24 protein-coding genes are annotated in these 24,237 nt (G+C 70.3%); 19 read left to right on the top strand and 5 right to left on the bottom strand.

All coding sequences use genetic code 11. The features are described from left to right. The first annotated feature begins 24 nt into the window (after positions 1-24). The 11 genes from ACZ67T_RS21045 (at position 25) to ACZ67T_RS20995 (ending at position 12,487) form a co-directional block, all read left to right on the top strand. Complete coding sequence (locus ACZ67T_RS21045) at positions 25-642, top strand: AAA family ATPase (RefSeq protein WP_406111111.1); 618 nt, start codon at positions 25-27, stop codon at positions 640-642. Positions 643-748: 106 nt separating this feature from the next. Next, positions 749-1,516 (top strand): enhanced serine sensitivity protein SseB, encoded by a 768-nt coding sequence (locus ACZ67T_RS21040; RefSeq protein WP_469985875.1) that lies wholly within the window; start codon positions 749-751, stop codon positions 1,514-1,516. A gap of 178 nt (positions 1,517-1,694) precedes the next feature. Continuing rightward, positions 1,695-2,495 (top strand): enhanced serine sensitivity protein SseB C-terminal domain-containing protein, encoded by an 801-nt coding sequence (locus tag ACZ67T_RS21035; RefSeq protein ID WP_383986260.1) that lies wholly within the window; start codon positions 1,695-1,697, stop codon positions 2,493-2,495. A 432-nt stretch (positions 2,496-2,927) separates the two neighbouring features. Further along, positions 2,928-3,926, top strand: a complete 999-nt coding sequence (locus ACZ67T_RS21030) for an ABC transporter permease (RefSeq protein WP_469985873.1) — start codon at positions 2,928-2,930, stop codon at positions 3,924-3,926. A gap of 57 nt (positions 3,927-3,983) precedes the next feature. Beyond that, entirely contained in the window at positions 3,984-5,735 is a 1,752-nt protein-coding gene (locus ACZ67T_RS21025; protein ID WP_469985871.1) for an ABC transporter substrate-binding protein, read from the top strand. 72 nt (positions 5,736-5,807) lie between these two features. Next, positions 5,808-6,815 (top strand): ABC transporter permease, encoded by a 1,008-nt coding sequence (locus ACZ67T_RS21020; protein ID WP_469985870.1) that lies wholly within the window; start codon positions 5,808-5,810, stop codon positions 6,813-6,815. After that, positions 6,812-7,912 (top strand): ABC transporter ATP-binding protein, encoded by a 1,101-nt coding sequence (locus ACZ67T_RS21015; protein WP_469985869.1) that lies wholly within the window; start codon positions 6,812-6,814, stop codon positions 7,910-7,912. Before ACZ67T_RS21020 ends, ACZ67T_RS21015 begins: the two co-directional genes overlap by 4 nt. 8 nt (positions 7,913-7,920) lie before the next feature. After that, the gene (locus ACZ67T_RS21010) at positions 7,921-9,351 is read left to right on the top strand and encodes an ABC transporter ATP-binding protein (RefSeq protein WP_469985868.1); all 1,431 of its coding nucleotides are present in this window, start codon (positions 7,921-7,923) and stop codon (positions 9,349-9,351) included. Positions 9,352-9,446: 95 nt separating this feature from the next. After that, complete coding sequence (locus ACZ67T_RS21005) at positions 9,447-10,841, top strand: M1 family metallopeptidase (RefSeq protein ID WP_469985867.1); 1,395 nt, start codon at positions 9,447-9,449, stop codon at positions 10,839-10,841. 53 nt (positions 10,842-10,894) lie between these two features. Beyond that, positions 10,895-11,566 carry a trimeric intracellular cation channel family protein gene (locus tag ACZ67T_RS21000; RefSeq protein WP_469985866.1) on the top strand — a complete coding sequence of 224 codons (672 nt, stop codon included), beginning with the start codon at positions 10,895-10,897 and terminating at the stop codon, positions 11,564-11,566. A gap of 66 nt (positions 11,567-11,632) precedes the next feature. Further along, positions 11,633-12,487 carry a thioesterase family protein gene (locus tag ACZ67T_RS20995; RefSeq protein ID WP_469985865.1) on the top strand — a complete coding sequence of 285 codons (855 nt, stop codon included), beginning with the start codon at positions 11,633-11,635 and terminating at the stop codon, positions 12,485-12,487. Positions 12,488-12,587: 100 nt separating this feature from the next. On the opposite strand, the gene ACZ67T_RS20990 is transcribed toward ACZ67T_RS20995, so the two are convergent. Continuing rightward, on the bottom strand, positions 12,588-13,445 hold the full coding sequence (locus tag ACZ67T_RS20990) for an alpha/beta fold hydrolase (protein ID WP_469985863.1): 858 nt from the start codon (positions 13,443-13,445) through the stop codon (positions 12,588-12,590). Positions 13,446-13,525: 80 nt separating this feature from the next. Then, a complete protein-coding gene (locus tag ACZ67T_RS20985; protein ID WP_326773996.1) occupies positions 13,526-14,143 on the bottom strand; it encodes a TetR family transcriptional regulator in 618 nt (205 codons plus the stop codon). Positions 14,144-14,257: 114 nt separating this feature from the next. On the opposite strand from ACZ67T_RS20985, the gene ACZ67T_RS20980 reads away from it, so the two are divergent. The 3 genes from ACZ67T_RS20980 to ACZ67T_RS20970 all read left to right on the top strand — a co-directional run bounded on the left by ACZ67T_RS20980 (position 14,258) and on the right by ACZ67T_RS20970 (position 16,047). After that, positions 14,258-14,419: a hypothetical protein gene (locus tag ACZ67T_RS20980; protein WP_165914619.1), complete on the top strand. Its 162-nt coding sequence runs from the start codon at positions 14,258-14,260 to the stop codon at positions 14,417-14,419. Between the two features lie 52 nt (positions 14,420-14,471). After that, a complete protein-coding gene (locus ACZ67T_RS20975) occupies positions 14,472-14,798 on the top strand; it encodes a DUF4190 domain-containing protein (protein WP_469985862.1) in 327 nt (108 codons plus the stop codon). Positions 14,799-14,877: 79 nt separating this feature from the next. Beyond that, positions 14,878-16,047 (top strand): cysteine desulfurase family protein, encoded by a 1,170-nt coding sequence (locus ACZ67T_RS20970; protein ID WP_469985860.1) that lies wholly within the window; start codon positions 14,878-14,880, stop codon positions 16,045-16,047. A gap of 40 nt (positions 16,048-16,087) precedes the next feature. Here ACZ67T_RS20970 and ACZ67T_RS20965 read toward each other — a convergent pair whose 3' ends face one another. Further along, positions 16,088-16,792, bottom strand: coding sequence for an N-acetylmuramoyl-L-alanine amidase (locus ACZ67T_RS20965; RefSeq protein ID WP_469985858.1), 705 nt, complete (start codon positions 16,790-16,792; stop codon positions 16,088-16,090). An 84-nt stretch (positions 16,793-16,876) separates the two neighbouring features. On the opposite strand from ACZ67T_RS20965, the gene mnmA reads away from it, so the two are divergent. Beyond that, positions 16,877-18,007, top strand: a complete 1,131-nt coding sequence (gene mnmA / locus ACZ67T_RS20960) for a tRNA 2-thiouridine(34) synthase MnmA (RefSeq protein WP_383090443.1) — start codon at positions 16,877-16,879, stop codon at positions 18,005-18,007. Between the two features lie 21 nt (positions 18,008-18,028). Here the strand turns inward: mnmA and ACZ67T_RS20955 are convergent, their stop codons facing one another. Continuing rightward, complete coding sequence (locus ACZ67T_RS20955; protein ID WP_469985856.1) at positions 18,029-18,808, bottom strand: alpha/beta fold hydrolase; 780 nt, start codon at positions 18,806-18,808, stop codon at positions 18,029-18,031. Positions 18,809-18,849: 41 nt separating this feature from the next. Beyond that, positions 18,850-19,173 carry a DUF427 domain-containing protein gene (locus tag ACZ67T_RS20950; protein WP_469985854.1) on the bottom strand — a complete coding sequence of 108 codons (324 nt, stop codon included), beginning with the start codon at positions 19,171-19,173 and terminating at the stop codon, positions 18,850-18,852. 53 nt (positions 19,174-19,226) lie between these two features. Between ACZ67T_RS20950 and ACZ67T_RS20945 the strand changes: the two genes are divergently transcribed. The 4 genes from ACZ67T_RS20945 to ligA all read left to right on the top strand — a co-directional run bounded on the left by ACZ67T_RS20945 (position 19,227) and on the right by ligA (position 23,791). After that, positions 19,227-19,766, top strand: a complete 540-nt coding sequence (locus tag ACZ67T_RS20945; RefSeq protein ID WP_469985852.1) for an LOG family protein — start codon at positions 19,227-19,229, stop codon at positions 19,764-19,766. Between the two features lie 7 nt (positions 19,767-19,773). Further along, the gene (locus tag ACZ67T_RS20940) at positions 19,774-20,472 is read left to right on the top strand and encodes an SDR family oxidoreductase (protein ID WP_469985850.1); all 699 of its coding nucleotides are present in this window, start codon (positions 19,774-19,776) and stop codon (positions 20,470-20,472) included. Positions 20,473-20,537: 65 nt separating this feature from the next. Then, positions 20,538-21,542 (top strand): methionine synthase, encoded by a 1,005-nt coding sequence (locus ACZ67T_RS20935; RefSeq protein ID WP_469985848.1) that lies wholly within the window; start codon positions 20,538-20,540, stop codon positions 21,540-21,542. A 41-nt stretch (positions 21,543-21,583) separates the two neighbouring features. Next, positions 21,584-23,791 carry an NAD-dependent DNA ligase LigA gene (gene ligA, locus ACZ67T_RS20930; RefSeq protein WP_469985846.1) on the top strand — a complete coding sequence of 736 codons (2,208 nt, stop codon included), beginning with the start codon at positions 21,584-21,586 and terminating at the stop codon, positions 23,789-23,791. The last annotated feature ends 446 nt before the right edge of the window (positions 23,792-24,237 follow it).

Here is a 24,237-nt window from a genome sequence, read left to right as displayed (position 1 = left end):
GCGGCAGGGGTCGGGCAGCGCGCTGTGCCCCGCCCCGGGGCGGTGACAGGGCGCGGTCCGGTCGTCAGGGATCTGCGTGGCAGAGGCGGCCGCACGCCGAGGCGCCTCGGCTTCGCGCGGGGTGACCTGATCGTGGTCTCGGGGCTCCCGGGCAGTGGCAAGTCCACGCTGATGCGCCGCGTGGTCGGTGCCGGGGGAGCCGTGCGCATCGACTCGCAGGACACGCGTGACCGCTGGGCGGCCCGGCTGCCGCGGCTGCTCCCGTACGCCGTGTACCGCCCGCTCGTGCGGCTCGCGCACTTCGCCGGGCTGCGGCGGGCCCTGCGCTCGGGAGGCAGCGTCGTCCTGCACGACTGCGGCACGCAGCGCTGGGTGCGGCGCTGGCTGGCCAAGGAGGCCGGGCGGCGCGGCGCGGACCTGCATCTGATGCTGCTCGACGTCGACGCGGACACGGCGCTCGCGGGCCAGCGGGACCGCGGCCGCGGGGTCTCGCGCTACGCGTTCGCCCGGCACCGCCGCGCGGTCGCGGGCCTGGTGGAGTCCGCCGAGCGCGGTGACCTGCCGTGGGGCTGCGCGTCCGCGGTGCTGCTGGACCGGGACGCGACGGATGTGCTGAACGGGATCGGGTTCGAGGGGAGTTGACCGGCGGCGACCCTCTGTATTCATGCGGACGCGGAGGGTGTTCTGTCAGTCGTACGCGCTAGGGTTCGGCCGCAGACAGAGCGGTTCCAGAGCGGGTGGTAGGCACATGGACATTCCGGCGCAGGCTCACGCACATCCGTACGGCGGGTGGCCGGCCAACGAGCTCGAGGAGGTGCTCGCCGCCTCCCTCGGGGTCGACTCGGCGGGCGGCCGGATCGTCGAGGTCCTCGGGCGCAGCCAGGTGTGGATACCGCTGCCCCAGGGCGGCGGACCCGGCAGCCCGAACCTCGACCTGCCGACGCTGGAGATCGAGGGCCAGGCCTATGTGCCCGTCTTCAGCTCCGAGGAGCAGTTCCTCGCGGTCGTCGGCGACCGGATGGGCTGCACGGTCGCGCCGGCCGTCGAGTTCGCGCGCGGGCTGCCCCCGCAGGTCGGCATCGCGGTGAATCCGGACGGCGCCGTCGGCGTCCCGCTGCCCCCGCCCGCCGTCGCCGAGCTGTGCAAGTCCGGCCGTACGCCGCTGGACGGGCCCGCCACGGGCGGCCGGGTCAGCCTCTACGAGCCCGACTGGCAGGACGACCCGGTCGACTTCCTGGCCGCCGTGCGCGAGGAGTTCGAGGCGTCCGGCGTCGTCCTGACCGCCCGCCGCTGCCTCGCCAGCGTCGAGGGCGGCGACCCCCTCCTCTTCGTCGGCGTCGAGCTGTCGCAGTGGGAGGGCCCTGCGCGCAACCTGCCCATGGACGCCCTGGGTCGCGCCCTCGGCCGGGCTCCCGCGCCCTGGCCGGTGAACCTCGTCCTGCTCGACATCACCCAGGACCCGGTCGGTGACTGGATGCGCGCCACGCTGCGGCCGTTCTACACGCACGGTCACTGAAAGCCCCGCGCCGATCCCCGTTCGGGGAAACTCGGGAAACTCGGGAAATTGGTCGACCGCGCGTACGTCAAGTCGCTGCCAGGATCGCCGCTTAAGCTGGTTTCATGACCTGTCTGGGCGATCCCGCCACGGGGGGCGGGTCGAAATCGTCGGGTACGTCGCGAAGGGGCGGTTACGGGTGAGTGCGTCGGGCACGGCCGCGGCCGGTCAGGTCGAGCACATGCTGCGCCAGGTGACGCCGGGGCGTTACGACGCCTACGAGGCGCTGCTCAACGCGCTCGCGGACCCGGGCGCCGGTCAGGTGTGGATGCTGCTCTGGCACGGCCAGGCCGGTTCCCCCGACGCGCAGTACGGGAACATGGAGGTCGACGGCTTCTCGTACGCCCCCTGCGTCACCTCCGCCCAGGAGCTGTCCGCCTCCGGCTGGAGTCGCGCGTACGAGGTCGTCGGCGGGGTCGACGCGGCCCGCACGCTCTACCCCGACCACTACGGCCTCTGGCTCAACCCGCATGCGCCCGGCGGCGGCGTCGGCATCCCGTGGCTCGACCTGCGCCGCATCGCGGGCGGCCTCGACCGCCAGCCCGCCGGGCCGCTGCGCCTGAGCGACCCCGCCATCGAGATCCCCCAGTTCTACGCCCTGCTCACGCAGAACGCGCACCGCACCACCGCGATCCGCTCGCTGCGCCGCGCCTGGGTCCAGCCGACGCTCGGCGCGCCCTATCTGGCGATCGGCCTCGATGTGTACGACACGTCGCCGGTGTCCGTGGACGCGGTGCGCGCGATGATGCAGCAGTCGGTCGTCGCCGTGCCCGACGGGCTGCCCGTCTCCACGGTCGCGATGTCCGACGAACACGACCCCGTCGCCATGTGGCTGCGCGCCAACGCCCGCCCGTTCTACGACCGCGAGGCCCACGCGGCCCCGCCCGCGGCCGCCCCCGTCGCGGGGTACGGGTACCCGCCGCCGCACGGGACGTACTGAAACCGTTCACCGCGGGCCTCGCTCCAACTGCCGCCGGAAATATCAGGGTTGACCCGGCCCCATTTCGCTCCGTTTCAGGGCGAGTTGGCGCGCCACCCGGGCATTCTCGCCACATCGGTCACCGTGTCGCATTCCGGACTCGACGAAGCCCTGTCGGGCCGGAGTGAATTGTCCGCTCAGCCGGTTCCCACGTCCGCATACTGCACGCCTGCCGCCTCATCACGGTTGCGCAACCTTTCACGGTGAGGGCTGGCGGCTGGTCACGGGCGCATTGAAGACTCCCTGCAGACACGGGGTTTCGACTCTGTGTACGAGCTGAACAGTCAACAACGAGGCCATGCCCCCGGACTGTCCAGCGTGTGAAACAGGATCAAGCCGCTACCGCGGCGGGCGTGGGCCGGCCACCGTCGGCCGAGAGGGGTCAACCACACCGTGACCGCACCGATCGAGACCACTGGGGCCCAGGCCGAGGTGCAGCCCGAGGCTGTACTCGCCGGCACCAAGGGGCAGCAGATCGAGGGGCGCTCCCTCGGGCGTATCGCCTGGAACCGCTTCAAGAAGGACAAGATCGCCGTCGCCGGCGGCGTCGTCGTCATCCTGCTGATCCTCATCGCCGCCTTGGCGCGGCCCCTCCAGCACCTCTTCGGCCTCGACCCGAACACGTTCCACCAGGACCTGATCGACCCCAGCAGCTCGCTCCCCAAGGGCGATTTCGGCGGCATGAGCGGCGACCATCCCCTCGGTGTGGAACCGAAGTTCGGCCGTGACATCTTCGCGCGCATCCTCGAAGGGTCCTGGGTCTCACTCGTCGTCGCCTTCGGCGCGACCGTCCTGTCGAACGTGATCGGGGCGATCCTCGGCGTCGTCGCCGGGTACTACGGAGGCCGGGTCGACTCGGTCATCAGCCGCATGATGGACACCTTCCTGGCGTTCCCGCTGCTGCTGTTCGCGATCTCGATCTCCGCGACCCTCCAGGGCGGAGCGTTCGGTCTGAACGGGCTGCCGCTGCACATCTGCGTGCTGATCTTCGTGATCGGCTTCTTCAACTGGCCCTACCTGGGCCGCATCGTGCGCGGCCAGACCCTGGCGCTGCGCGAGCGGGAGTTCGTGGACGCGGCCCGCGGGATGGGCGCGCGAGGCCCGTACATCCTGTTCCGGGAACTGATGCCCAACCTCGTCGCGCCGATCATCGTCTACTCGACCCTGCTGATCCCGACGAACATCATCTTCGAGGCGTCGCTCAGCTTCCTGGGCGTGGGCATCCAGCCGCCGCAGGCCTCCTGGGGCGGCATGCTCAACCAGGCCGTCGACTACTTCCAGGTCGATCCGCAGTACATGATCGTTCCGGGCCTCGCCATCTTCGTCACCGTGCTCGCGTTCAACCTGCTCGGTGACGGTCTCCGCGACGCTCTCGACCCGCGCAGTCGCTGACTCAGGCCGCACAGAGAGCTCCACAAGTTTCCGACAATGGAGGGGATTCCGACCATCATGCGAAGGTCATCACTTGCCGCTGTTGCGGCCATCGGCAGCGTGAGCATGTTGCTCGCCGGCTGCAGCAAGGCCGACGACGGCTCGGACGGCGGCAACAAGTCGGCCGGTGCGAACGCCGCCACGAAGGATGTCGTCAACGCCTCGACGAAGAAGGGCGGCACGGTCACCTACGCGATGTCGGACGTCCCCGACTCGTTCGACCCGGGTAACACGTACTACGCCTACATGTACAACTTCAGCCGGCTCTACGCGCGCCCGCTGATGACCTTCAAGCCGGACGCCGGCGAGAAGGGCAACACGCTCGTGCCCGACCTGGCCTCCGCGCCCGGCAAGCAGAGCGACGGCGGCAAGACCTGGACGTACACGATCCGCAAGGGTCTCAAGTACCAGGACGGATCGCCGATCACGTCCAAGGACGTCAAGTACGCCGTCGAGCGCTCGAACTTCGCGCGTGACGTGCTCTCCCTCGGCCCGAACTACTTCCAGCAGTTCCTCAAGGGCGGCGAGAAGTACAAGGGTCCGTACAAGGACAAGAGCGCCGAGGGCCTCAAGTCCATCGAGACGCCGGACGACACCACCATCGTCTTCCACCTGAACCAGGCCTTCCAGGAGTTCGACTACCTGGTCGCCACGCCGCAGACCGCGCCGGTGCCGCAGGCCAAGGACGACGGCATCGACTACGTCAAGCACATCGTCTCCTCGGGCTCGTACCAGTTCCAGAGCTACCAGGAGGGCAAGCAGGCCGTCCTGGTCCGCAACAAGAACTTCGACCCGAAGACGGACCCGCTGCGCAAGCAGTACCCGGACAAGATCGTCGTCAACCTGAAGGTCAACCAGCAGACGATCGACAAGGACCTGCAGTCCGGCGACACCCTGATCGACATGCAGGGCAAGGGCGTCGACACCCAGACGCAGGCGCAGCTGGTCAACGACAAGTCGAAGATGGGGAACACGGACAACGCCTACGGCGGCCGTCTCGTCTACGCGGCGATCAACACCAAGCTGAAGCCGTTCACGAACGTCGACTGCCGCAAGGCCGTCGAGTACGCGATCGACAAGGTCTCGGTGCAGACCGCTCAGGGCGGCCCCATCCGCGGCGACGTCGCCACGACGGTCCTGCCCCCGGACATCACGGGCTACGCCAAGGAAGACGTCTACGCCACCAGCGGCAACAAGGGTGACGTCGCCAAGGCCAAGGACGCCCTGAAGGCCTGTGGCGAGAAGACGATCAACACCACGATCACGGCGCGCAGCGACCGTGACGAGGAAGTCTCCGGCGCCCAGGCGCTCATCGAGTCGCTGAAGAAGGTCGGCATCAACGCCAGCCTGAAGCAGTACCCGTCGGGCAAGTACTTCACCGACTACGCCGGTGTCCCGAAGTTCAACCAGAAGAACAACGTCGGCATCATGATGATGCAGTGGGGCGCCGACTGGCCGTCCGGCTACGGCTTCCTGCAGCAGATCCTGAACAGCAAGGCGATCGGCGACTCCGGCAACACCGCCCTGTCGCAGCTCGAGGACAAGAAGGTCGACTCGATGCTCGCCGAGGCCATCGCGGCGCCCGACGAGGCCACGCGCAACAAGCTGTACGCGCAGATCGACAAGCAGGCCATGGATGACGCGGCGCTCGTCCCGCTGACGTACTTCAAGGTCCTGATGTACCGCTCGCCGTACGCCACCAACCTGGTGTCCACGGCCGCCTTCAGCGGGCAGTACGACTACCTCAACATCGGCACCACGAAGAAGTAGCAGCCCCGGAAGGCAGGTGAAGGCATTGGTGCCCGCGGGCCGCACGGTCCGCGGGCACCAGCGCCGGTCCCCGTGATCTCGTACATCATCCGCCGGCTGATCGCGGCAGTGATCCTGTTGCTGGTCGTCACCGCGGTCACGTTCTGTATCTTTTTCCTGCTGCCGAGAATCGCCGGCCAGTCCGCCGACCAGCTCGCGCAGCAGTACATCGGCAAGAGTCCCTCGGCCTCGGACATCGCGGCGGTCAAGCACAACCTCGGCCTGGACGAGCCCGTCTACATCCAGTACTGGCACTTCATCAAGGGGATCTTCGCGGGGTCCACCTACGACCTCGGCCCCACCACGGTCCACTGCAACGCGCCGTGCTTCGGCTACTCCTTCAAGAACCACGTCGCGGTGTGGCCCGAGCTGACCGACCGGCTGCCCATCACCCTGTCACTCGCCGCGGGCGCCGCCGTCATCTGGCTGGTGTCCGGCGTCACGGTGGGTGTGATCTCGGCACTCAAGCCCGGATCGTTCTTCGACCGTGCCTTCATGGGTGTCGCCCTCGCCGGTGTCTCGCTGCCCATCTTCTTCACGGGCCAGCTGGCGCTGCTCGTCTTCACCTATCAGATTCCGATCTTCGGGCGAACATACGTACCGTTCACGGAAAATCCGGCGCAGTGGGCCAACACCCTCTTCCCGGCCTGGTGTTCACTCGCTCTGCTGTACTCCGCCATCTACGCCAGACTGACCCGCTCGGGGATGCTGGAGACGATGAACGAGGACTTCATCCGCACCGCGCGCGCCAAGGGGCTGCGCGAGCGCACGGTGGTGGGCCGGCACGGCCTGCGCGCCGCACTCACCCCGATCGTCACCGTGTTCGGCATGGACGTCGGTCTGCTGCTCGGCGGCGCCGTGATCACCGAGAACGTGTTCTCGCTGCACGGCATCGGTGAGTACGCGGTACAGGGCATCACCGACAACGACCTGCCCAAGGTGCTCGGCGTGACCCTGCTCGCCGCGTTCTTCGTCGTCTTCTGCAATCTCCTGGTGGACCTTCTCTACGCCGCCGCCGACCCGCGGGTGAGGCTCTCGTGACCGAACTGTCCAAAACCGGTGCCGCCGTGGGCGAGCCGGTGGCCGCGGGCCCGGCCGAGCCCCCGACCGCCTTCCTCGAAGTGCGCGACCTCAAGGTGCACTTCCCGACCGACGACGGCCTGGTCAAGTCCGTCGACGGGCTCAGCTTCAAGCTGGAGAAGGGCCAGACCCTGTCCATCGTGGGCGAGTCCGGGTCCGGCAAGTCCGTGACCTCGCTGGCGATCATGGGCCTGCACCGGCTCGGCGCGCGCGGCAAGAACGTGCGGATGTCTGGCGAGGTCTGGCTCGACGGCAAGGAGCTGATCGAGGCCGCCCCGGACGACGTGCGCCGGCTGCGCGGCCGCGAGATGGCGATGATCTTCCAGGATCCGCTGTCCGCGATGCACCCGTACTACACGGTCGGCAACCAGATCGTGGAGGCGTACCGCGTCCACAACGACGTGAACAAGAAGGTCGCGCGCAAGCGGGCCGTCGAACTGCTCGACCGCGTGGGCATCCCCGAGCCGGCCAAGCGCGTCGACAGCTACCCGCACGAGTTCTCCGGCGGTATGCGCCAGCGCGCGATGATCGCGATGTCGCTGGCGAACAACCCGCAGCTGCTCATCGCGGACGAGCCGACCACCGCCCTCGACGTCACCGTCCAGGCGCAGATCCTCGACCTGATCCGGGACCTGCAGAAGGAGTTCGAGTCCGCGGTCGTCCTCATCACCCACGACCTGGGTGTCGTCGCCGAGATCGCCGACCAGGTCCTGGTCATGTACGGCGGTCGCTGCGTGGAGCGCGGTCCCGTCGACAAGATCTTCGCCGAGCCGCAGCACCCGTACACCTGGGGCCTGCTCGGATCGATGCCGCGCATCGACCGTGAGCAGACCGAGCGGCTCATCCCCGTCAAGGGCCAGCCGCCGTCCCTCATCAACGTCCCCTCGGGCTGCGCCTTCCACCCGCGCTGCCCGTACGCGGACCTGCCCAAGGGCGGCATCACCCGCACCCAGCGGCCCGAGCTGCACGAGGTCGGCAGCGACCACTTCTCCGCCTGCCACCTCAGCCCGGAGGACCGTACGCGGATCTGGACCGAAGAGATTGCGCCGAAGCTGTGAGTGAGCCCGTGAGCGAGACGAAGAAGGCGGACACCGGGGCGGCCACCAAGGCGGCCACGGTTCCCGCGCAGGCGGCGTCCCCCGAGGACCGCGAGGTGCTGCTCAAGGTCGAGGGCCTGGTCAAGCACTTCCCGATCAAGAAGGGGATCCTCCAGCGGCAGGTCGCGGCGGTGAAGGCCGTCGACGGGATCGACTTCGAGGTCCGCAAGGGCGAGACCCTGGGCGTCGTCGGCGAGTCCGGCTGCGGCAAGTCGACCATGGGCCGGGTCATCACGAAGCTGATCGAACCCACCGCCGGCAAGATCGAGTTCGAGGGCCGGGACATCACGCGCCTCGGCACGGGGGGCATGCGCCCGCTGCGCCGGGACATCCAGATGATCTTCCAGGACCCGTACGGCTCCCTGAACCCCCGGCACACCATCGGCTCGATCGTCTCGGCGCCTTTCCGGCTCCAGGGCGTGGAGCCCGAGGGCGGGGTGAAGAAGGAGGTCCAGCGCCTCCTGGAACTGGTGGGCCTCAGCCCGGAGCACTTCAACCGCTACCCGCACGAGTTCTCCGGCGGCCAGCGCCAGCGCATCGGCATCGCCCGCGCGCTCGCGCTCAAGCCGAAGCTGGTCGTGGCGGACGAGCCGGTCTCCGCGCTCGACGTGTCGATCCAGGCGCAGGTCGTCAACCTCATGGACGACCTGCAGTCCGAGCTGGGCCTGACGTACGTGATCATCGCGCATGACCTCTCCGTCGTCCGTCATGTCTCGGACCGCATCGCGGTGATGTACCTCGGCAAGGTCGTCGAACTCGCCGACCGCACCTCGCTGTACGAGTCGCCGATGCACCCGTACACCAAGGCCCTGATGTCGGCCGTGCCCGTCCCGGACCCCAAGCGCCGGGGCGCCAAGAGCGAGCGGATCCTGCTCAAGGGCGACGTGCCCTCGCCGATCTCGCCGCCGAGCGGCTGCCGCTTCCACACGCGGTGCTGGAAGGCGACGGAGATCTGCAAGACGGCCGAACCGCCGCTGATCCAGCTCGCCCCCGGGCGCCAAGTGGCCTGCCACCACCCGGAGAACGCCGAGGACCAGGCCCCGGACGACACCAAGCTGCTCGCGGTCGCCAAGGAGGCGATCGAGGTGGTGACGCTGGCGCGGACCGAGGCGGATGACGCCGACGACGTGTCCGAGGCGCCGGCCGAGGCGGCGGCTGAGAAGCCGGCTGCGGTGCCGGCCGAGAAGTCTGCCGCGGATTCGGTTGAGGAGCCGGCCGAGAAGGCGGCTGCCGGTTCGGTGGAAAAGGCGGCTGCCGGTCCGGGCGAGGAGCCGGCGGAGGAGTCCGCCGATGCTCCCGAGGCGGCTTCCGACGCCGGTGACGACCGTGACGTGCAGCCGTCGGACGACGCGGGTGACACGGACGGGACGGACGAGGCGCAGGGGTCGTCCGACACATAGCGGGGATTTGACCGAGCAGGTCATGTACACGCCCTGACGGGAGAGTGCAGAGTCTGCGTGTCCGTTACATCGGAACACGCGCGAAGGGACGACTCATGGCACTCTCCCGTTCGGCACGTCTGGCGGCGGTCGCGACAGCGGCCGCCTCTTTCTGTCTGATCGCTGCGGCCCCGGCCCCCACCCCCGGCTCGGACGGCATCGGCGACCCCTACTTCCCGCAGCTGGGCAACGGTGGCTTCGACGCCACCCACTACGACCTGAACGTGGCCTACGACCCCGCGACCGACCGCCTCGACGGCGTCACCACCGTCACCGCGCGCGCCACCCAGAACCTCTCCTCCTTCGACCTGGACCTCCAGAAGCTGACCGTCACCTCGGTCGAAGTGAACGGCAGACGCGCCGACTTCACGCGCTCCGGTGACGAGATACGCGTCACCCCGCGCGACGCGATCCGCGATCACCGCACCTTCTCCGTCACGGTCACCTACGGCGGCGTCCCGGAGGCGCTCAACGGCCCCATCGTCTTCGGCTCCGACTACGGCTGGATGAAGACCGACGACGGCGTCTTCGTCGCCTGCGAACCCAACGCCGCCTCCACCTGGTTCCCCTCCAGCGACCACCCCTCCGACAAGGCGACGTACGACATCCGCATCAAGGCGCCCAAGGGCCTGACGGGTGTCTCCAACGGCCGGCTCGTCGACACGTACGACGTCGGGGGCGGGCATACCGTGCACCACTGGCGCGAGTCCCGGCCGATGGCGACCTATCTCGCGACCGCCTCCATCGGGAAGTTCGACGTCAAGACCGGCCGGACTCCCTCGGGCATCCCGATCTACGTCGCCATCGACCCGGTCCTGAAGAACAGCAACAACGTCGACGTGTACGGCGTCACGGCCGAGGTCACCGACTACTGGTCGCAGGTCTTCGGCCCCTACCCGTTCGAGGAGACCGGCGCCGTCGTCGACGACATGCCGGAGGCGGGCTTCTCGCTGGAGACCCAGTCCAAGCCGAGCTACTCCGCCGTGCGCTCCGAGGGCACGATCGTGCATGAACTGGCCCACCAGTGGTTCGGCGACTCCGTCTCGGTGCGCCAGTGGAAGGACATCTGGCTCAACGAGGGCTTCGCGAGCTACGGCCCCTGGCTGTGGAACGAGCACAAGGGGCGTACCACCGCCCACGACTCCTTCCTTGCCGCATACAACTCCGTCCCCGCCACCTCGTCCTTCTGGCAGAGCGTCATCGCCGACCCGCAGCGCGACACCATGTTCAACAGCGCCGTCTACAACCGCGGCGCGATGACCCTCCAGGTCCTTCGCGAGCGCATCGGCGACAAGGACTTCTTCAAGCTCCTCCGCACCTGGACCTCCACACACCGCTACGGCAACGCGCAGACCGCCGACTTCATCCGCCTCGCCGAGAAGGTCTCCGGGCAGGACCTCGACGGCCTCTTCCGGACGTGGCTCTACACGAAGGGCAAGCCCGCCCTGTAGGCCCCGAGCCGCACCTGGCTCGGGGGGCACCCGGCGGTGCGTAAGAATGTCGGGTGCTTCTGGAACTCTTCACCCCCTCCGTCCAGCATTGGCTGGACCTCATCGGGATCTTCGTCTTTGCGATCTCCGGCGCTCTCCTCGCGGTCCGCAAGAACTTCGATGTCTTCGGCATCGCCGTTCTCGCCGAGGTCACCGCGCTGGGCGGAGGGCTGTTCCGCGACCTGATCATCGGTGCCGTCCCGCCGGCCGCGTTCACCGACCTCGGGTACTTCCTGACCCCGCTGTTCGCCGCCGGCCTCGTGTTCTTCCTGCACCCGGAGGTGGAGCGCACCCAGGTCGCGGTGAACATCTTCGACGCGGCGGGCCTCGGCCTGTTCTGCGTCACCGGCACGGTCAAGGCGTACGACTACGGGCTCGGGCTCACGGCCTCTGCGGCGCTCGGCCTCGCGACCGCCGTGGGCGGCGGTGTGCTGCGCGACATCATCGCCAACGAGGTCCCGTCCCTGGTCCGCTGGGACCGCGACCTGTACGCGGTACCGGCGATCGTCGGCTCGACGATCATCGTCCTGTGCATCCGCTTCGACGCGCTGTCCGCGTTCAGCAGCGGCGCCGCGGTCATCACGGCGTTCGTGCTGCGGCTGCTCGCGATGCGCTACCACTGGCGGGCGCCACGGGCCTGGCACCGCAGGTCGTCGGCTACGGAGGTGCCGGAAGAGACGCCCTGACCTGGGCTGGCATGCACTTCCATACAAAAGCTACCGCTTAGTAGTTTCCTGTTGTACCGTACCTGCATGGCACAGGTATCGTCCGCCGCGCAGGCGGTCATCGGCGACAGCGAGTTCGACCGCGACACCGCGGTCACCCGGCGCGAGCCCGGCGTGTACGACATCGACCTCTCGGCCGGCTGGACGATCATCAGCGCCGTCAACGGCGGCTACCTGCTCGCCGTGCTCGGCCGCGCCCTCGGCGACGCGCTGCCGCACGGCGACCCGTTCACCATCTCCGCGCACTATCTGACCGCGTCCCAGCCCGGCCCCGCCGTGATCAGGACCGACGTCGTGCGCGCCGGCCGCACCCTCTCCACCGGCCAGGCCTCCCTCTTCCAGTACGACGACGAGGGCGCCGAGGTCGAGCGGATCCGCGTCCTCGCCTCCTACGGTGACCTCGACGCGCTCCCGGACGACGTCCGTACCACCGCGAAGCCCCCGCACATCCCGCCGGTCGAGGAGTGCTTCGGCGCACAGGACGGCCCCACGCCGATCAAGGGCAGCTCCGCCATCACCGAGCGGCTCGCCCTCAAGCTCGACCCGGCCACGCTCGGCTGGGCGATCGGTTCGCCCTCCGGCAAGGGCGAGATGCGGGCCTGGTTCGGCCTCGCGGACGGGCGTGACGCGGACCCGTTCTCCCTGCTCCTCGCGGTGGACGCGCTGCCGCCGACCGCGTTCGAGATGGGCCTGACCGGTTGGGTCCCGACGGTCGAACTGACCGTTCACGTCCGCTGCCGCCCCGCCCCCGGCCCCCTGCGCGTCTCCATCACCACCCGCAATCTCGCGGGCGGTTTCCTGGAGGAGGACGCCGAGGTCTGGGACAGCGAGGACCGCCTGGTGGCCCAGTCCCGGCAGCTCGCGCGCGCGAAGCTGAGCTGAACGGGGCGGCGGGTCCGGTGGGCCGAACCCGGAGCCGCGGCCACGCGCGGCGGGTCGAGTTGGCCCGCCCGTGCGGAACTCGCCCGCTCCGGCGCCGCGATCATCGCCGCGTACGGTCCGCCCACAGGAACTCCGTCACAGCGCCGGTCAGTTGGGCCGGTGCGTCTTCCTGCACGAGATGCCCCGCGCCCTCGATCAGCCGTAGTTCGGCGCCGGGGATCAGCTTCGCCAGCTCGTGCCCGCGCGCGACCGGGATCCAGGTGTCCTGCGTGCCCCAGCAGATCAGCACGGGCAGATCCAGCTCCCCGTACCGGCCCTGGATCTCGTCGGTGAAGCGCTGGTCGTTCTGCTCGATCTGACGGTAGAACGCGGGCTGTCCCTCCGGCGTGCACCAGGGGGCGACCAGCCGGTCGAGGGTGGCCGGGTGCAGGCCCTGGTGGCTCGCCGACCTGATGTACTCGCGTACGAGCGCCTCGTGCAGGGCCGACGGGAGCTGGGCGAACACGTCGGCGTGCGCGCCGAGATGGCGGTACGTGGGGGAGCCCCAAGGGGCGAGCGCCACCGGGTCGACAAGCGCGAGCCGTTCGTAGCGCGCGCCGTGCAGCAGCCGGGCGCGCAGGGCGACACAGCCGCCGAAGTCATGGGCGACGACGGCGGGTTCGGCGCCGGGCCGGTCCAGGCCCCAGTCCCCGAGCAGCTCGGTCAGGACGCGGGCGTGGGCGGCGAGGGAGACGTCCTGCCCGGCGTGCTTCGCCGAGGCGCCGTACCCGGGCAGATCCCATACGTAGACGCGATGCCGGGCGGCGAGCGCGCGGGCCGGGCCGCGCCAGACGTACGAGGAGAAGGGCGTGCCGTGGACGAGGACGACCGGCGGCGCGTCCGCCGGGCCGAGCGCGGCCCAGGCGACGTCGCCGGACGAACTGGCATAGGAGCGGTCGAGATTCCCGTCGGCGGTCATGCTCTTCAGGCTAGGGCGTGTCCCGGCCCGGGGCGCGAGGCTTCGGGCGCCGGCGGGTGGTGGCCTGTGGCCGACGGCGTTCAGTCCAGCCAGTGCGCCCTGCCGAGGTTGACGAGGCGCAACTGCCGTGTGGCGACGTCGATCGCCGCGTCCATGCGCTCCGGCGGGGTCTCCAGGAAGACGGACGCGGTCATCACCATGTGCTCGACGTAGTGCCACGCCAGCATCCGCAGGTCGTCCTGGCTCCAGCCGGCGGACACCGGGTCCGCGGCCAGACCCTCGGCCACCTCTTCGGCGAACCGCGCGAGCTGCCCGCCGATGGCGTCCCGCACGCGCTGCACGCCGCCGTGCCGCTCACGCGCGATGAAGCGCACGTGAGAGGGGTGCGTGCGGACCAGACGGGCGATCAACTCGACTGTCCGGCCCAGGCGTTCCTCGTTGCTGCCCGTCGTGGTCAGCATCGTGGTGATCGTCTCGTGCAGGCTGCCGAGCGCCTCCTCGACGAGCGCGACGCCGAGCTCGGCCGTCGAGTCGAAGTGCCGGTAGAAGGCGGTCGGCGCGACCCCGACGGCCCGGGTGACCTCGCGCAGCCCCAGGCTCGACAGGCTCTGGTCCTCGAGCAGCTCCAACGCCGCGTCGAGCAGCGCCTGTCGGGTCTTCTGCTTCTGGGCCTGCCGGATGCCGAGGGTGTGACTCATGCCATGCAGTTAACACTTGTTCTCTGTAATTCGGAAGCCGTGCGCGCGCTAGACTCGGGAGTCAGTGAACGGTTGTAATCCCAACTGTCGCCGACCCGACCATGTGAGGCACTCATGCTGTTCCTCGTAGCCGCCCTGCTTCTGCTGGGCGTCGCGCTGGGCTCCGTGGCCCACGCGCCTCTTCCCGTCACCCTCGTCGCCGCCGCCGTCATCGGCATCTGGCTGGTCGTCTTCGCCGTGCGCGAGCGGACCGCCAGGCGACGCCACCAGCACTGATCCATCAGCCTGATCACGCCTGATCACGCCTGAACCAAGAGGGGGTACCACCATGAACATCACCGCTGACACCACTGCCGGCACCAGCGCCCACACCGACGCCGTGGCCGGGACGGCCCCTGCGGAGCAGCCCCGCACCGGTGCGCGCGACGCCGACGGAATGGCCGTCGCCTCGTTCGTCCTCGGGCTGCTCGGACTGCTCGTCCTCAACCTCTTCCTCGGCCCGATCGCCATCGTGCTCGCCGGTCTCGCTCTCATGCGCGGCACCGCCCGCCGTGGCCGTGCGCTGCTCGGACTCGGGCTCGGAATCGCCGACCTGGCGGTCCTCGCGGCGTTCGTCGCGACCGACCACACGCTGTCCTGGAGCCTCGCGGGCTGACCTCTTCGACGCTCTGCGTGGGACGGGACCCCACGCGGCGCGGAGCACCGGGACAAGGGCTCGTAGAATCGAGCCCACCATGGCTTACCTCGACCACGCCGCGACCACTCCGATGCTCCCGGGGGCCGTCGAGGTGATGACCGCCCAGCTCGCCCTCACCGGCAACGCGTCCTCGCTGCACGCAGCGGGCCGGCGCGCCCGACGCACCGTCGAGGAGTCCCGCGAGACCCTCGCCGAATCCCTCGGCGCCCGCCCCAGTGAGGTCGTCTTCACCTCGGGCGGCACCGAGGCCGACAACCTCGCGGTGAAGGGCCTGTACTGGTCCCGCCGCGATGCGGATCCCGCCCGCACCCGCGTCCTCGCCAGCCCTGTCGAACACCACGCCGTCCTCGACGCCGTGCACTGGCTCGGCGAACACGAGGGCGCCACCGTCGAATACCTGCCCGTCGACGCGTACGGGCGCGTGCACCCGGACGCCCTGCGCGAGGCGATCGCCCGCAACCCCGACGACGTGGCCCTCGCCACCGTCATGTGGGCGAACAACGAGATCGGCACGATCCAGCCCGTACGTGAACTCGCGGACGTGGCCGCCGAGTTCGGCGTCCCGCTGCATGCCGACGCCGTTCAGGCCTTCGGTCAGATCCCCGTCGACTTCGCCGCGTCCGGCCTCGCCGCGATGACCGTCTCCGGCCACAAGATCGGCGGCCCGTACGGCATCGGGGCGCTCCTCCTGGGCCGCGAGTACACCCCCGTACCCGTGCTCCACGGCGGCGGCCAGGAGCGGCATGTGCGCTCCGGGACGCTCGACGTGCCGGCCGTCGCCGCCTTCGCCTTCGCCGGACGGCTCGCCGCCGAGCAGCGTGAGTGGTTCGCCCGCGAGATCGGCGGACTGCGCGACGACCTGGTCGACGCCGTGCGCGCGGCCGTCCCCGAGGCGATCCTCGGCGGCGACCCGGCCCCCGGCGGCCGGCTGCCCGCCAACGCCCACTTCACCTTCCCCGGGTGCGAGGGCGACTCGCTGCTGCTGCTCCTGGACGCGCAGGGCATCGAGTGCTCCACCGGCTCGGCGTGCACGGCCGGTGTGGCGCAGCCCAGCCATGTACTGCTGGCCACCGGCACGGACCCGGACCTGGCCCGCGGCACCCTGCGCTTCTCCCTCGGCCACACGTCGACCGAGGCGGACGTGGCGGCGGTGGCGGACGCGATCGGACCGGCGGTGGAGCGGGCCAGGACGGCCGGGCTGAGCTGACGACCGGGCTGAGCTGACGGCCGGGCTGGGCGAGGACGCCTTACGCCTTGGCCGTGCGCCCCTCTTCGTGGGCGCGCTTCACCAGGCCCATGTACCGGTCCCAGTCCCAGTGCGGGCCCGGATCGGTGTGGTCCGTGCCCGGCACCTCGACGTGCCCGATGATGTGCTGCCGGTCGACGGGTATCCCGTAGCGTCTGCATATTCCGGCGGTGAGCCGCGCCGAGGACGCGTACATGGCGTCCGTGAAGTCGGCCGGGCGGTCCACGAACCCCTCGTGCTCGATCCCCACACTGCGCTCGTTGAATTCCTTGTTCCCCGCGTGGAACGCCACGTCCAGCTCGCGGATCATCTGCGCTATGTGGCCGTCCTTGCGCACCACGTAGTGCGCGGCCGCCCCGTGCCACGGGTCCTTGAAGACCTTCAGCGTCCCCTTGTAGCTGCCCTGTGTGACATGGATGATCACGCGGTCGATCGTGTAGTCGGCGGGGCGGTCCGCACGCCGCCAGTTCGCCGCCGCCGCGGCCACCCACTCCGCGCCCCTGAAGTCGACCTCGCCGGCCTTGCGCGGCTTGTCGATGCCGGGCATCTGCCACCACATGTGCGCCAGGTCGCTGCGGGCGAGCAGGCCCACACCGACGGCTGTCGCCGCGCCTCCGATCAGCAGCGTCCGCCGGCTGACCCCCCGGTCACCGTCACGTTTCGCGCGCCCCCCGGACTTCTGCCGAGACTTCCCCTGTGCTCCCACGACCCGCCCCCGTTCACGTCGTACGAGATCCACAACGCATACTCGCGGGATTCGGTTCCCGCGGCCCCGTACCCTGTTAGAGCTATGACTTCGCAGACCCCGCAGAGCACCCGCCCCCTTCGCGTCCTCGCCGCCATGTCGGGCGGCGTGGACTCCGCCGTCGCCGCCGCCCGCGCGGCGGAAGCGGGCCACGACGTGACGGGCGTCCACCTCGCCCTCTCCGCGAACCCGCAGTCGTTCCGCACCGGAGCCCGCGGCTGTTGCACCGTCGAGGACTCCCGTGACGCCCGCAGGGCCGCCGACGTCATCGGCATCCCCTTCTACGTCTGGGACCTCGCCGAGCGCTTCCGCGAGGACGTCGTCGACGACTTCGTCGCCGAGTACGAGGCCGGGCGCACCCCGAACCCGTGCCTGCGCTGCAACGAGAAGATCAAGTTCGCCGCGCTCCTCGACAAGGCGCTCGCCCTGGGCTTCGACGCGGTCGCCACGGGCCACTACGCGAAGGTGGTCGAGCACGCGGACGGCACCCGCGAGCTGCACCGCGCCTCCGACATGGCCAAGGACCAGTCGTACGTCCTCGGAGTGCTCGACGACCGCCAGCTCGCGCACGCCCTGTTCCCCCTCGGCGACACGGTCACGACGAAGGACGAGATCCGCGCGGAGGCCGAGCGGCGCGGCCTCGCGGTCGCCAAGAAGCCCGACTCGCACGACATCTGTTTCATCGCGGACGGCGACACCCAGGGCTTCCTCGCGTCACGCCTGGGCAAGGCGGAGGGCGACATCGTCGACGAGACGGGCAGTAAGGTCGGCACGCACGAGGGCGCGTACGGCTTCACGATCGGCCAGCGCAAGGGCCTGCGCATCGGCACCCCGGCCCCCGACGGCAAGCCGCGCTACGTCCTGGACATCTCGCCGGTGAACAACACGGTGACGGTCGGCCCCGTCGGCTCCCTCGACGTCACCGCCCTCACCGCCATCAAGCCCCGCTGGTGCGGCACGGCTCCCTCGGGACCGGGCACGTACACCGCGCAGCTGCGCGCCCACGGCGACGAGACGCCGGTGACGGCGGAGCTGATCGACGGCACCCTGACCGTCACCTTCGACGAACCCGTACGCGGCGTCGCCCCCGGCCAGGCCATCGTGCTCTACGACGGCACGCGCGTGGTCGGCTCGGCGACGATCGCGACGACCACGCGCGCGAAGACGGCTGCCTAGCCGCTTGCGGGGTGCGCGGGCCTACGCCGAGAAGAAGTCGGTGAGCAGCGGACCGAGTGCGTCCGGATCCACCGCGTGGGTCTGGCCGTCCAGCGTGCGGTACGTCCCGTTTGGGACCGCCCCGGCCACCGTCCGCGCCGCCTCGCGCATCCACGAGGGGCTCGCACCGCCCGCGACGGCGAGCACCGGCACGGTGATCGAGGCCAGCCGCTCCCGCGGCACCCGACCGTCACCCATCGCGGCATCGTCGTAGGCCAGGGTCGGCGCGACCGCCTCCATGGCGGGCCACCAGGGGGAGCGCCGGGCGCCCGCGATCATCTCGGCGGGCGCGCCGGTGAGCGACATGAACAGCTCCACCGCGTCCCCGTCGCGGCCCTCGGCGAGGAGCTCGGACAGCCGCCGCGTGTACTGCGCGCGCTCCTTGCCACCCCCTTCGTCGACCGCGAACGGGGGTTCGTACACGGCGACCCGGGTCACGGGCAGTCCGCTCGCCGCCGCCTCCAGGGCCAGCGCCGCGCCCGACGACATGCCGTAGAGCGCCGCGCTGCCGCCCACGGCGTCGATGAGCGCGGCGATGTCCTCCACCTCACGGGCGACGGCGTGCGGGGCCGTGTCACCGCTCGCGCCGCGGCCCCTGCGGTCGTACCGGACGGCGCAGAGTCCGCCGCTCATCCGGGCCGCCAGCGGCTCCATCGACGAGCCCGCCGCCAGGGCGCCGCTCACCAGGATGACCGCCGGGCCCGCGCCGGTGCGCTCGTACGCGATGGCCGTGCCGTCGGGAGAGTTCGTCTTCTTGTCCATGTCTGTGAGGACTCCCTCACCCGGCGGAACTCATCACGCGGTCAGACGGATTCCACCTCGTAGAAGCACAGGTGGTCCTTGATCTCGGCCACGTCCGGCTTCGGGTCCGGATATGCCCACACCAGGTCGGGGGCGTCCGGCAGGGACCAGTAGGACGCCGTTCCCTTGAAGGGGCAGTACGTCTGTGTGTCGGACGGGGTCAGCAGGTCCGTGCGGACGTCCGCCGGCGGGATGTAGTAACGCACGGGACAGCCCGTCTCGCGCAGCAGCAGCGGGCGGGCGCTCTGCGCGAGCACCACCCCGTCGTGGACTACGCGTACGGAACCGGTCCCCTGCTCGATCGTGATCGTGTGTCCATCAGCCATACCTGGGACAGCACCGGCGAGGCCGCCGTTCTTCCCCCCGTACGGTGGGACCCATGAACATCTGCGTCTTCCTCTCCGCCGCCGACCTCGCCGACCGTTACACCCGACCCGCCCGCGAGTTCGCCGAACTGCTCGGCAAGGGCGGCCACACGCTCGTGTGGGGCGGTTCGGAGAGCGGTCTCATGAAAGTCGTCGCGGACGGCGTGCAGGAGGCCGGAGGGCGCCTCATGGGCGTCTCCGTGGACTTCCTCGCCGACCGGGCGCGGGCGAACGCCGACGAGATGGTCATCGCCCGCGACCTCGCCGAACGCAAGGCGCTGCTCCTGAAGAAGGCCGACGCCGTCGTGATCATGGTGGGCGGCACGGGCACGCTCGACGAGGCCACCGAGATCATGGAGCTGAAGAAGCACGGCAAGCACAACAAGCCGGTCGTCCTGCTGAACTCGGCGGGCTTCTACGACGGCCTCAAGCAGCAGTTCCACCGCATGGACGACGAGGGGTTCCTGCCGCTGCCGCTCACCGAACTCGTCTTCTTCGCCGAGGAGCCCGTCGGCGCGCTGGCCTACCTGGAGGAATCAGTCGGCACGCTCTAGTGCGAGCATGGCCCGTATGGCAACACATGTGATCACCGGGGCCGGATCAGGTATCGGCGCGGCCGTGGCGCGCCGTCTGCACGCACGCGGGGACCAACTCGTCCTCCATGCGCGCGACGCGGCCCGCGCGAAGGAACTCGCGGCCCAGTTCCCCGGCGCGGCCACCCTCGTCGGCGACCTCGCCGACCCGGACAAGCTCTCCTGGGCGTTCTCGCACCAGTCGCTGCCGGACCGGGTCGACTCGCTGCTGCACATCGCGGGCGTCGTCGACCTCGGCCCGGTCGGCGAGCTCACCCCCAAGTCGTGGCGCCACCAGCTGAACGTGAACCTGGTCGCCCCCGCCGAGCTGACCCGCCACTTCCTGCCCCAGCTCCGCGTCACCCAAGGCCACCTGATCTTCGTCAACTCCGGTGCGGGCCTCAGCGCGCACGCCAACTGGTCCGCGTACGCCGCCTCCAAGCACGGCCTGAAGGCGCTCGCCGACTCCCTGCGCCAGGAGGAGCACGCCAACGGAGTGCGGGTCACGTCGGTCTACCCGGGCCGCACGGCCAGCGCCATGCAGGTCAAGGTGCACCAGCAGGAGGGCAAGCCGTACGACGCCGCCCGCTGGATCGACCCCGAGTCGGTCGCCACGACGATCGTCATGGCGCTCGACCTGCCGCGCGACGCCGAGGTCAACGACCTCACGGTGCGCCCGGGCCGCTAGCGCCTTTTGGGCCTCGGCCCACCTGCGCCTGAGCCGGCCCCGGTCCTGTTACGTACGCTTCGCGGGTGAGCGAAAACAGCAAGTTCAGGCCGGGGCCCGCCACCGGTGTCGGATCGATGCCCGGCGGCGACGCGCGCGAGGCGGCCAAGACGGTCACCGGCAGCGTCGAGGAGTTCCCGTATCTGGCGGAACTGCCCGCACGCGGACCCGGCGCCGACATGATCGGCCGGACCGCCGGACTGCTCGTCGAGCTGTACGCGCGCGTGGAGCCCAGCGGCTGGCGGCTCGGCGACCGGCCGGGCCGCGACACCCGGCGCGCCCGGTCCTGGATGGGCGAGGACCTGGACGCCCTCGAGGAGTTCACGCAGGGCTACCAGGGGCCGTTGAAGGTGCAGGCGGTCGGCCCCTGGACGCTCGCCGCCGCCCTGGAACTGCGCAACGGCGAGGTCGCCCTGTCCGACGAGGGCGCCTGCCGGGACCTCGCCGGCTCGCTCGCCGAGGGCCTGCGCCTCCACCTCGACGACGTGCGCCGGCGCGTCCCCGGAGCCGAGATCGTCCTCCAGCTCGACGAACCGTCCCTCATCGCCGTACTGCGCGGCCAGGTCAGGACCGCCAGCGGATACCGCACCCACCGCGCCGTCGACCGCCAGCTCGTGGAGAGCACGCTCCGCGAGGTCGTCTCGGTCCACGACGGGCCCGTCGTCGTGCACTCCTGTGCCCCCGACGTCCCGTTCGCCCTGCTGCGCCGCGCCGGCGCCGGCGCCATCTCCTTCGACTTCTCGCTGCTCACCGAACGTGACGACGACGCGATCGGTGAGGCCGTCGAGGTCGGCACGCGGCTCTTCGCAGGTGTCGTGCCGGGCACGGACGGCCCATTGTCAGACCCTGCCGGTAGCGTCATGGGAGTCAGGACGCTGTGGCGCAGGCTGGGGCTGAATCCCGGCTCCCTCGCGGAGTCGGTCACGCTCACTCCGTCGTGCGGTCTCGCGGGGGCCTCTCCCGCGTACGCGCGCGCCGCGCTCGCCCACTGCGTCCGGGCGGCGAGATCACTCGCGGACAACCCAGAGTGACGGGTCGTGGTCCGCACAGGGACAAACGGGAGGACGAGACGGTGGCCGGCGAACAGCAGCACGCACAGCCCGCAGAGGTGCCCACGACGGCACGGGAGCAGCACGCGCAGCTCGCCGAGCAGATCGAGGAGCACCGCTTCAGGTACTACGTGAAGGACCAGCCGGTCGTCAGCGACGGCGAGTTCGACCAGCTTCTGCGCTCCCTGGAGGCGCTGGAGGAGCAGTACCCCGAGCTGCGCACGCCCGACTCGCCGACACAGAAGGTCGCGGGTTCGTACGCGGCCGTGTCCACGACGTTCGCCGCCGTCGAGCACCGCGAACGCATGCTCTCCCTCGACAACGCCTTCGACGACGCCGAGTTGGCCGCCTGGGCGGAGCGCATCGCCCGGGACGTCGGCGCGTCCGACTACCACTTCCTGTGCGAACTCAAGATCGACGGCCTCGCGGTCAACCTCACGTACGAGGACGGCAGGCTCACCCGCGCAGCCACCCGCGGCGACGGCCGCACCGGCGAGGACATCACGCCCAACGTGCGCACGATCGCCGAGATCCCCGACCGTCTCAAGGGCGACCGCGTCCCGGCGCTCGTGGAGATCCGCGGCGAAGTCTTCTTCCCCATGGAGGCGTTCGAGGAGCTCAACGCGCGCCTGGTCGAGGCCGGGGACAAGCCCTTCGCCAACCCCCGCAACGCGGCGGCGGGTTCGCTCCGCCAGAAGGACCCCCGCGTCACCGCGACCCGCCCGCTCCACATGGTCGTGCACGGCATCGGCGCCCGCGAGGGCTTCGACATCGACCGCCTCTCCCAGGCCTACGAGCTGCTGCACGAATGGGGTCTGCCCACCGCCCGGCACAACAGGGTGGTCGACGGCATCGAGGACGTACGGGAGTTCATCGCCCACTACGGGGAGAACCGCCACTCCATCGTCGAGCACGAGATCGACGGCGCCGTCGTCAAGCTCGACGAGATCCCCCTCCAGGGCCGCCTCGGCTCCACCTCGCGCGCGCCGCGCTGGGCCATCGCCTGGAAGTACCCGCCGGAGGAGGTCAACACCAAGCTGGTCAACATCCGCGTGGGCGTCGGCCGCACCGGCCGCGTCACGCCGTACGCGCAGGTCGAACCGGTCACCGTGGCCGGCTCGGAGGTCGAGTTCGCGACCCTGCACAACCAGGACGTCGTCAAGAAGAAGGGCGTCCTCATCGGCGACACCGTCGTCCTGCGCAAGGCGGGCGACGTCATCCCCGAGATCCTCGGCCCCGTCGCCGACCTGCGCGACGGCAGCGAGCGGGAGTTCGTGATGCCCGCCGAGTGCCCCGAGTGCGGCACTCCACTGCGGGCCATGAAGGAGGGCGACATCGACCTCCGCTGCCCGAACGCCCGGTCCTGCCCGGCCCAGTTGCGCGAGCGGCTCTTCTACCTCGCGGGCCGCAAGTCCCTCGACATCGAGAACTTCGGCTACGTGGCGGCCGCCGCCCTCACCAAGCCCCTGGAGCCGTCCGAGCCGGTGCTCTCCGACGAGGGCGACCTGTTCGACCTCACCATCGAGCAGCTGCTGCCGATCAGGGCGTACGTCCTCGACCAGGACAGCGGACTGCCCAAGCGGGACCCGAAGACCGGCGAGGAGAAGATCGCCACGGTCTTCGCCAACCAGCAGGGCGAGCCCCGCAAGAACGCCCTGTCCATGCTGGAGAACATCGCGGCGGCCAAGGAGCGGCCCCTCGCCCGCATCATCACCGGCCTGTCCGTCCGCCATGTCGGTCCCGTCGCCGCCGAGGCGCTGGCCCGTGAGTTCCGCTCCATCGACCGCATCGAGCAGGCCAGCGAGGAGGAGCTCGCCGCCACCGACGGCGTCGGGCCGATCATCGCCGCCTCGCTCAAGCAGTGGTTCGCGGAGGACTGGCACCGCGAGATCCTGCGCAAGTGGCGGGCCGCCGGGGTCCGGATGGAGGAGGAGGGCGCCGGCGAGGACCAGGGCCCGCGCCCGCTCGAAGGTCTCACGGTTGTCGTCACCGGCACACTCGCGCACCACACCCGAGATGGCGCGAAAGAGGCCCTGCAGAGCAGAGGGGCCAAGGTGACGGGCTCCGTTTCCAAGAAGACCTCCTTCGTCGTAGTGGGGGACAACCCGGGCTCCAAGTACGACAAGGCGATGCAGTTGAAGGTTCCGGTTCTGAACGAGGACGGGTTCGCCGTCCTGCTCGAACAGGGGCCGGAGGCGGCGGCGGACGCTGCGCTTCCGACCGAGGAGTAGCGGTTGAAGGCCACCCGTTCAGCGCATACCAGATGCATACGGGTGGCCGGGGCGCATTCGGGCAACCGTGGTCGACCGCTGCCCCTGGATGCCTTCTGCGGCCTACTGTTGAGGGGTGCGCCTGCCGTGCCCGGCCGCGGATGGGGCATCCCGTGCCCACGACGGGCACGGGGCAGAGAACTAGGACGCGGTACCGCTGACGGAAGTCATCCGCATCGGATCGCGTGGCGTGGGCACCGCCGGCTGTGAGAGGGACGGGAATGGAACCGACCGAGAGCGCCGCTCCGGACTCACGGCTGCGCACGCGCTGGCGCGTGTGGCGGGGCACCGCGAGCCCGGCGCCGGGCGCGCGCAGCGTGCCGCGACCGGACGAGACGGACCCGTCCGGTGAGACGGACAACGACACGGGTGAGACGGACCGGAGCGACGGGCGCCCCAGGCGCGGT

It is taken from the genome of Streptomyces sp. NPDC107517 (assembly GCF_055582645.1).
The sequence above is the reverse complement of the archived record's forward strand: the minus strand, read 5'-3'. Positions and strand labels throughout refer to the sequence as shown.

Excerpts from the sequence above, each read along its gene's own strand:
- ACZ67T_RS21040 (WP_469985875.1), top strand. The coding sequence starts at position 749 with ATGGACATTCCGGCGCAGGCTCACGCACATCCGTACGGCGGGTGGCCG.
- ACZ67T_RS21025 (WP_469985871.1), top strand. The coding sequence starts at position 3,984 with ATGCGAAGGTCATCACTTGCCGCTGTTGCGGCCATCGGCAGCGTGAGC.
- ACZ67T_RS21005 (WP_469985867.1), top strand. The coding sequence starts at position 9,447 with ATGGCACTCTCCCGTTCGGCACGTCTGGCGGCGGTCGCGACAGCGGCC.
- ACZ67T_RS20995 (WP_469985865.1), top strand. The coding sequence starts at position 11,633 with ATGGCACAGGTATCGTCCGCCGCGCAGGCGGTCATCGGCGACAGCGAG.
- ACZ67T_RS20990 (WP_469985863.1), bottom strand. The coding sequence starts at position 13,445 with ATGACCGCCGACGGGAATCTCGACCGCTCCTATGCCAGTTCGTCCGGC.
- ACZ67T_RS20985 (WP_326773996.1), bottom strand. The coding sequence starts at position 14,143 with ATGAGTCACACCCTCGGCATCCGGCAGGCCCAGAAGCAGAAGACCCGA.
- ACZ67T_RS20980 (WP_165914619.1), top strand. The coding sequence starts at position 14,258 with ATGCTGTTCCTCGTAGCCGCCCTGCTTCTGCTGGGCGTCGCGCTGGGC.
- ACZ67T_RS20975 (WP_469985862.1), top strand. The coding sequence starts at position 14,472 with ATGAACATCACCGCTGACACCACTGCCGGCACCAGCGCCCACACCGAC.
- ACZ67T_RS20970 (WP_469985860.1), top strand. The coding sequence starts at position 14,878 with ATGGCTTACCTCGACCACGCCGCGACCACTCCGATGCTCCCGGGGGCC.
- mnmA (WP_383090443.1), top strand. The coding sequence starts at position 16,877 with ATGACTTCGCAGACCCCGCAGAGCACCCGCCCCCTTCGCGTCCTCGCC.
- ACZ67T_RS20955 (WP_469985856.1), bottom strand. The coding sequence starts at position 18,808 with ATGGACAAGAAGACGAACTCTCCCGACGGCACGGCCATCGCGTACGAG.
- ACZ67T_RS20950 (WP_469985854.1), bottom strand. The coding sequence starts at position 19,173 with ATGGCTGATGGACACACGATCACGATCGAGCAGGGGACCGGTTCCGTA.
- ACZ67T_RS20945 (WP_469985852.1), top strand. The coding sequence starts at position 19,227 with ATGAACATCTGCGTCTTCCTCTCCGCCGCCGACCTCGCCGACCGTTAC.
- ACZ67T_RS20940 (WP_469985850.1), top strand. The coding sequence starts at position 19,774 with ATGGCCCGTATGGCAACACATGTGATCACCGGGGCCGGATCAGGTATC.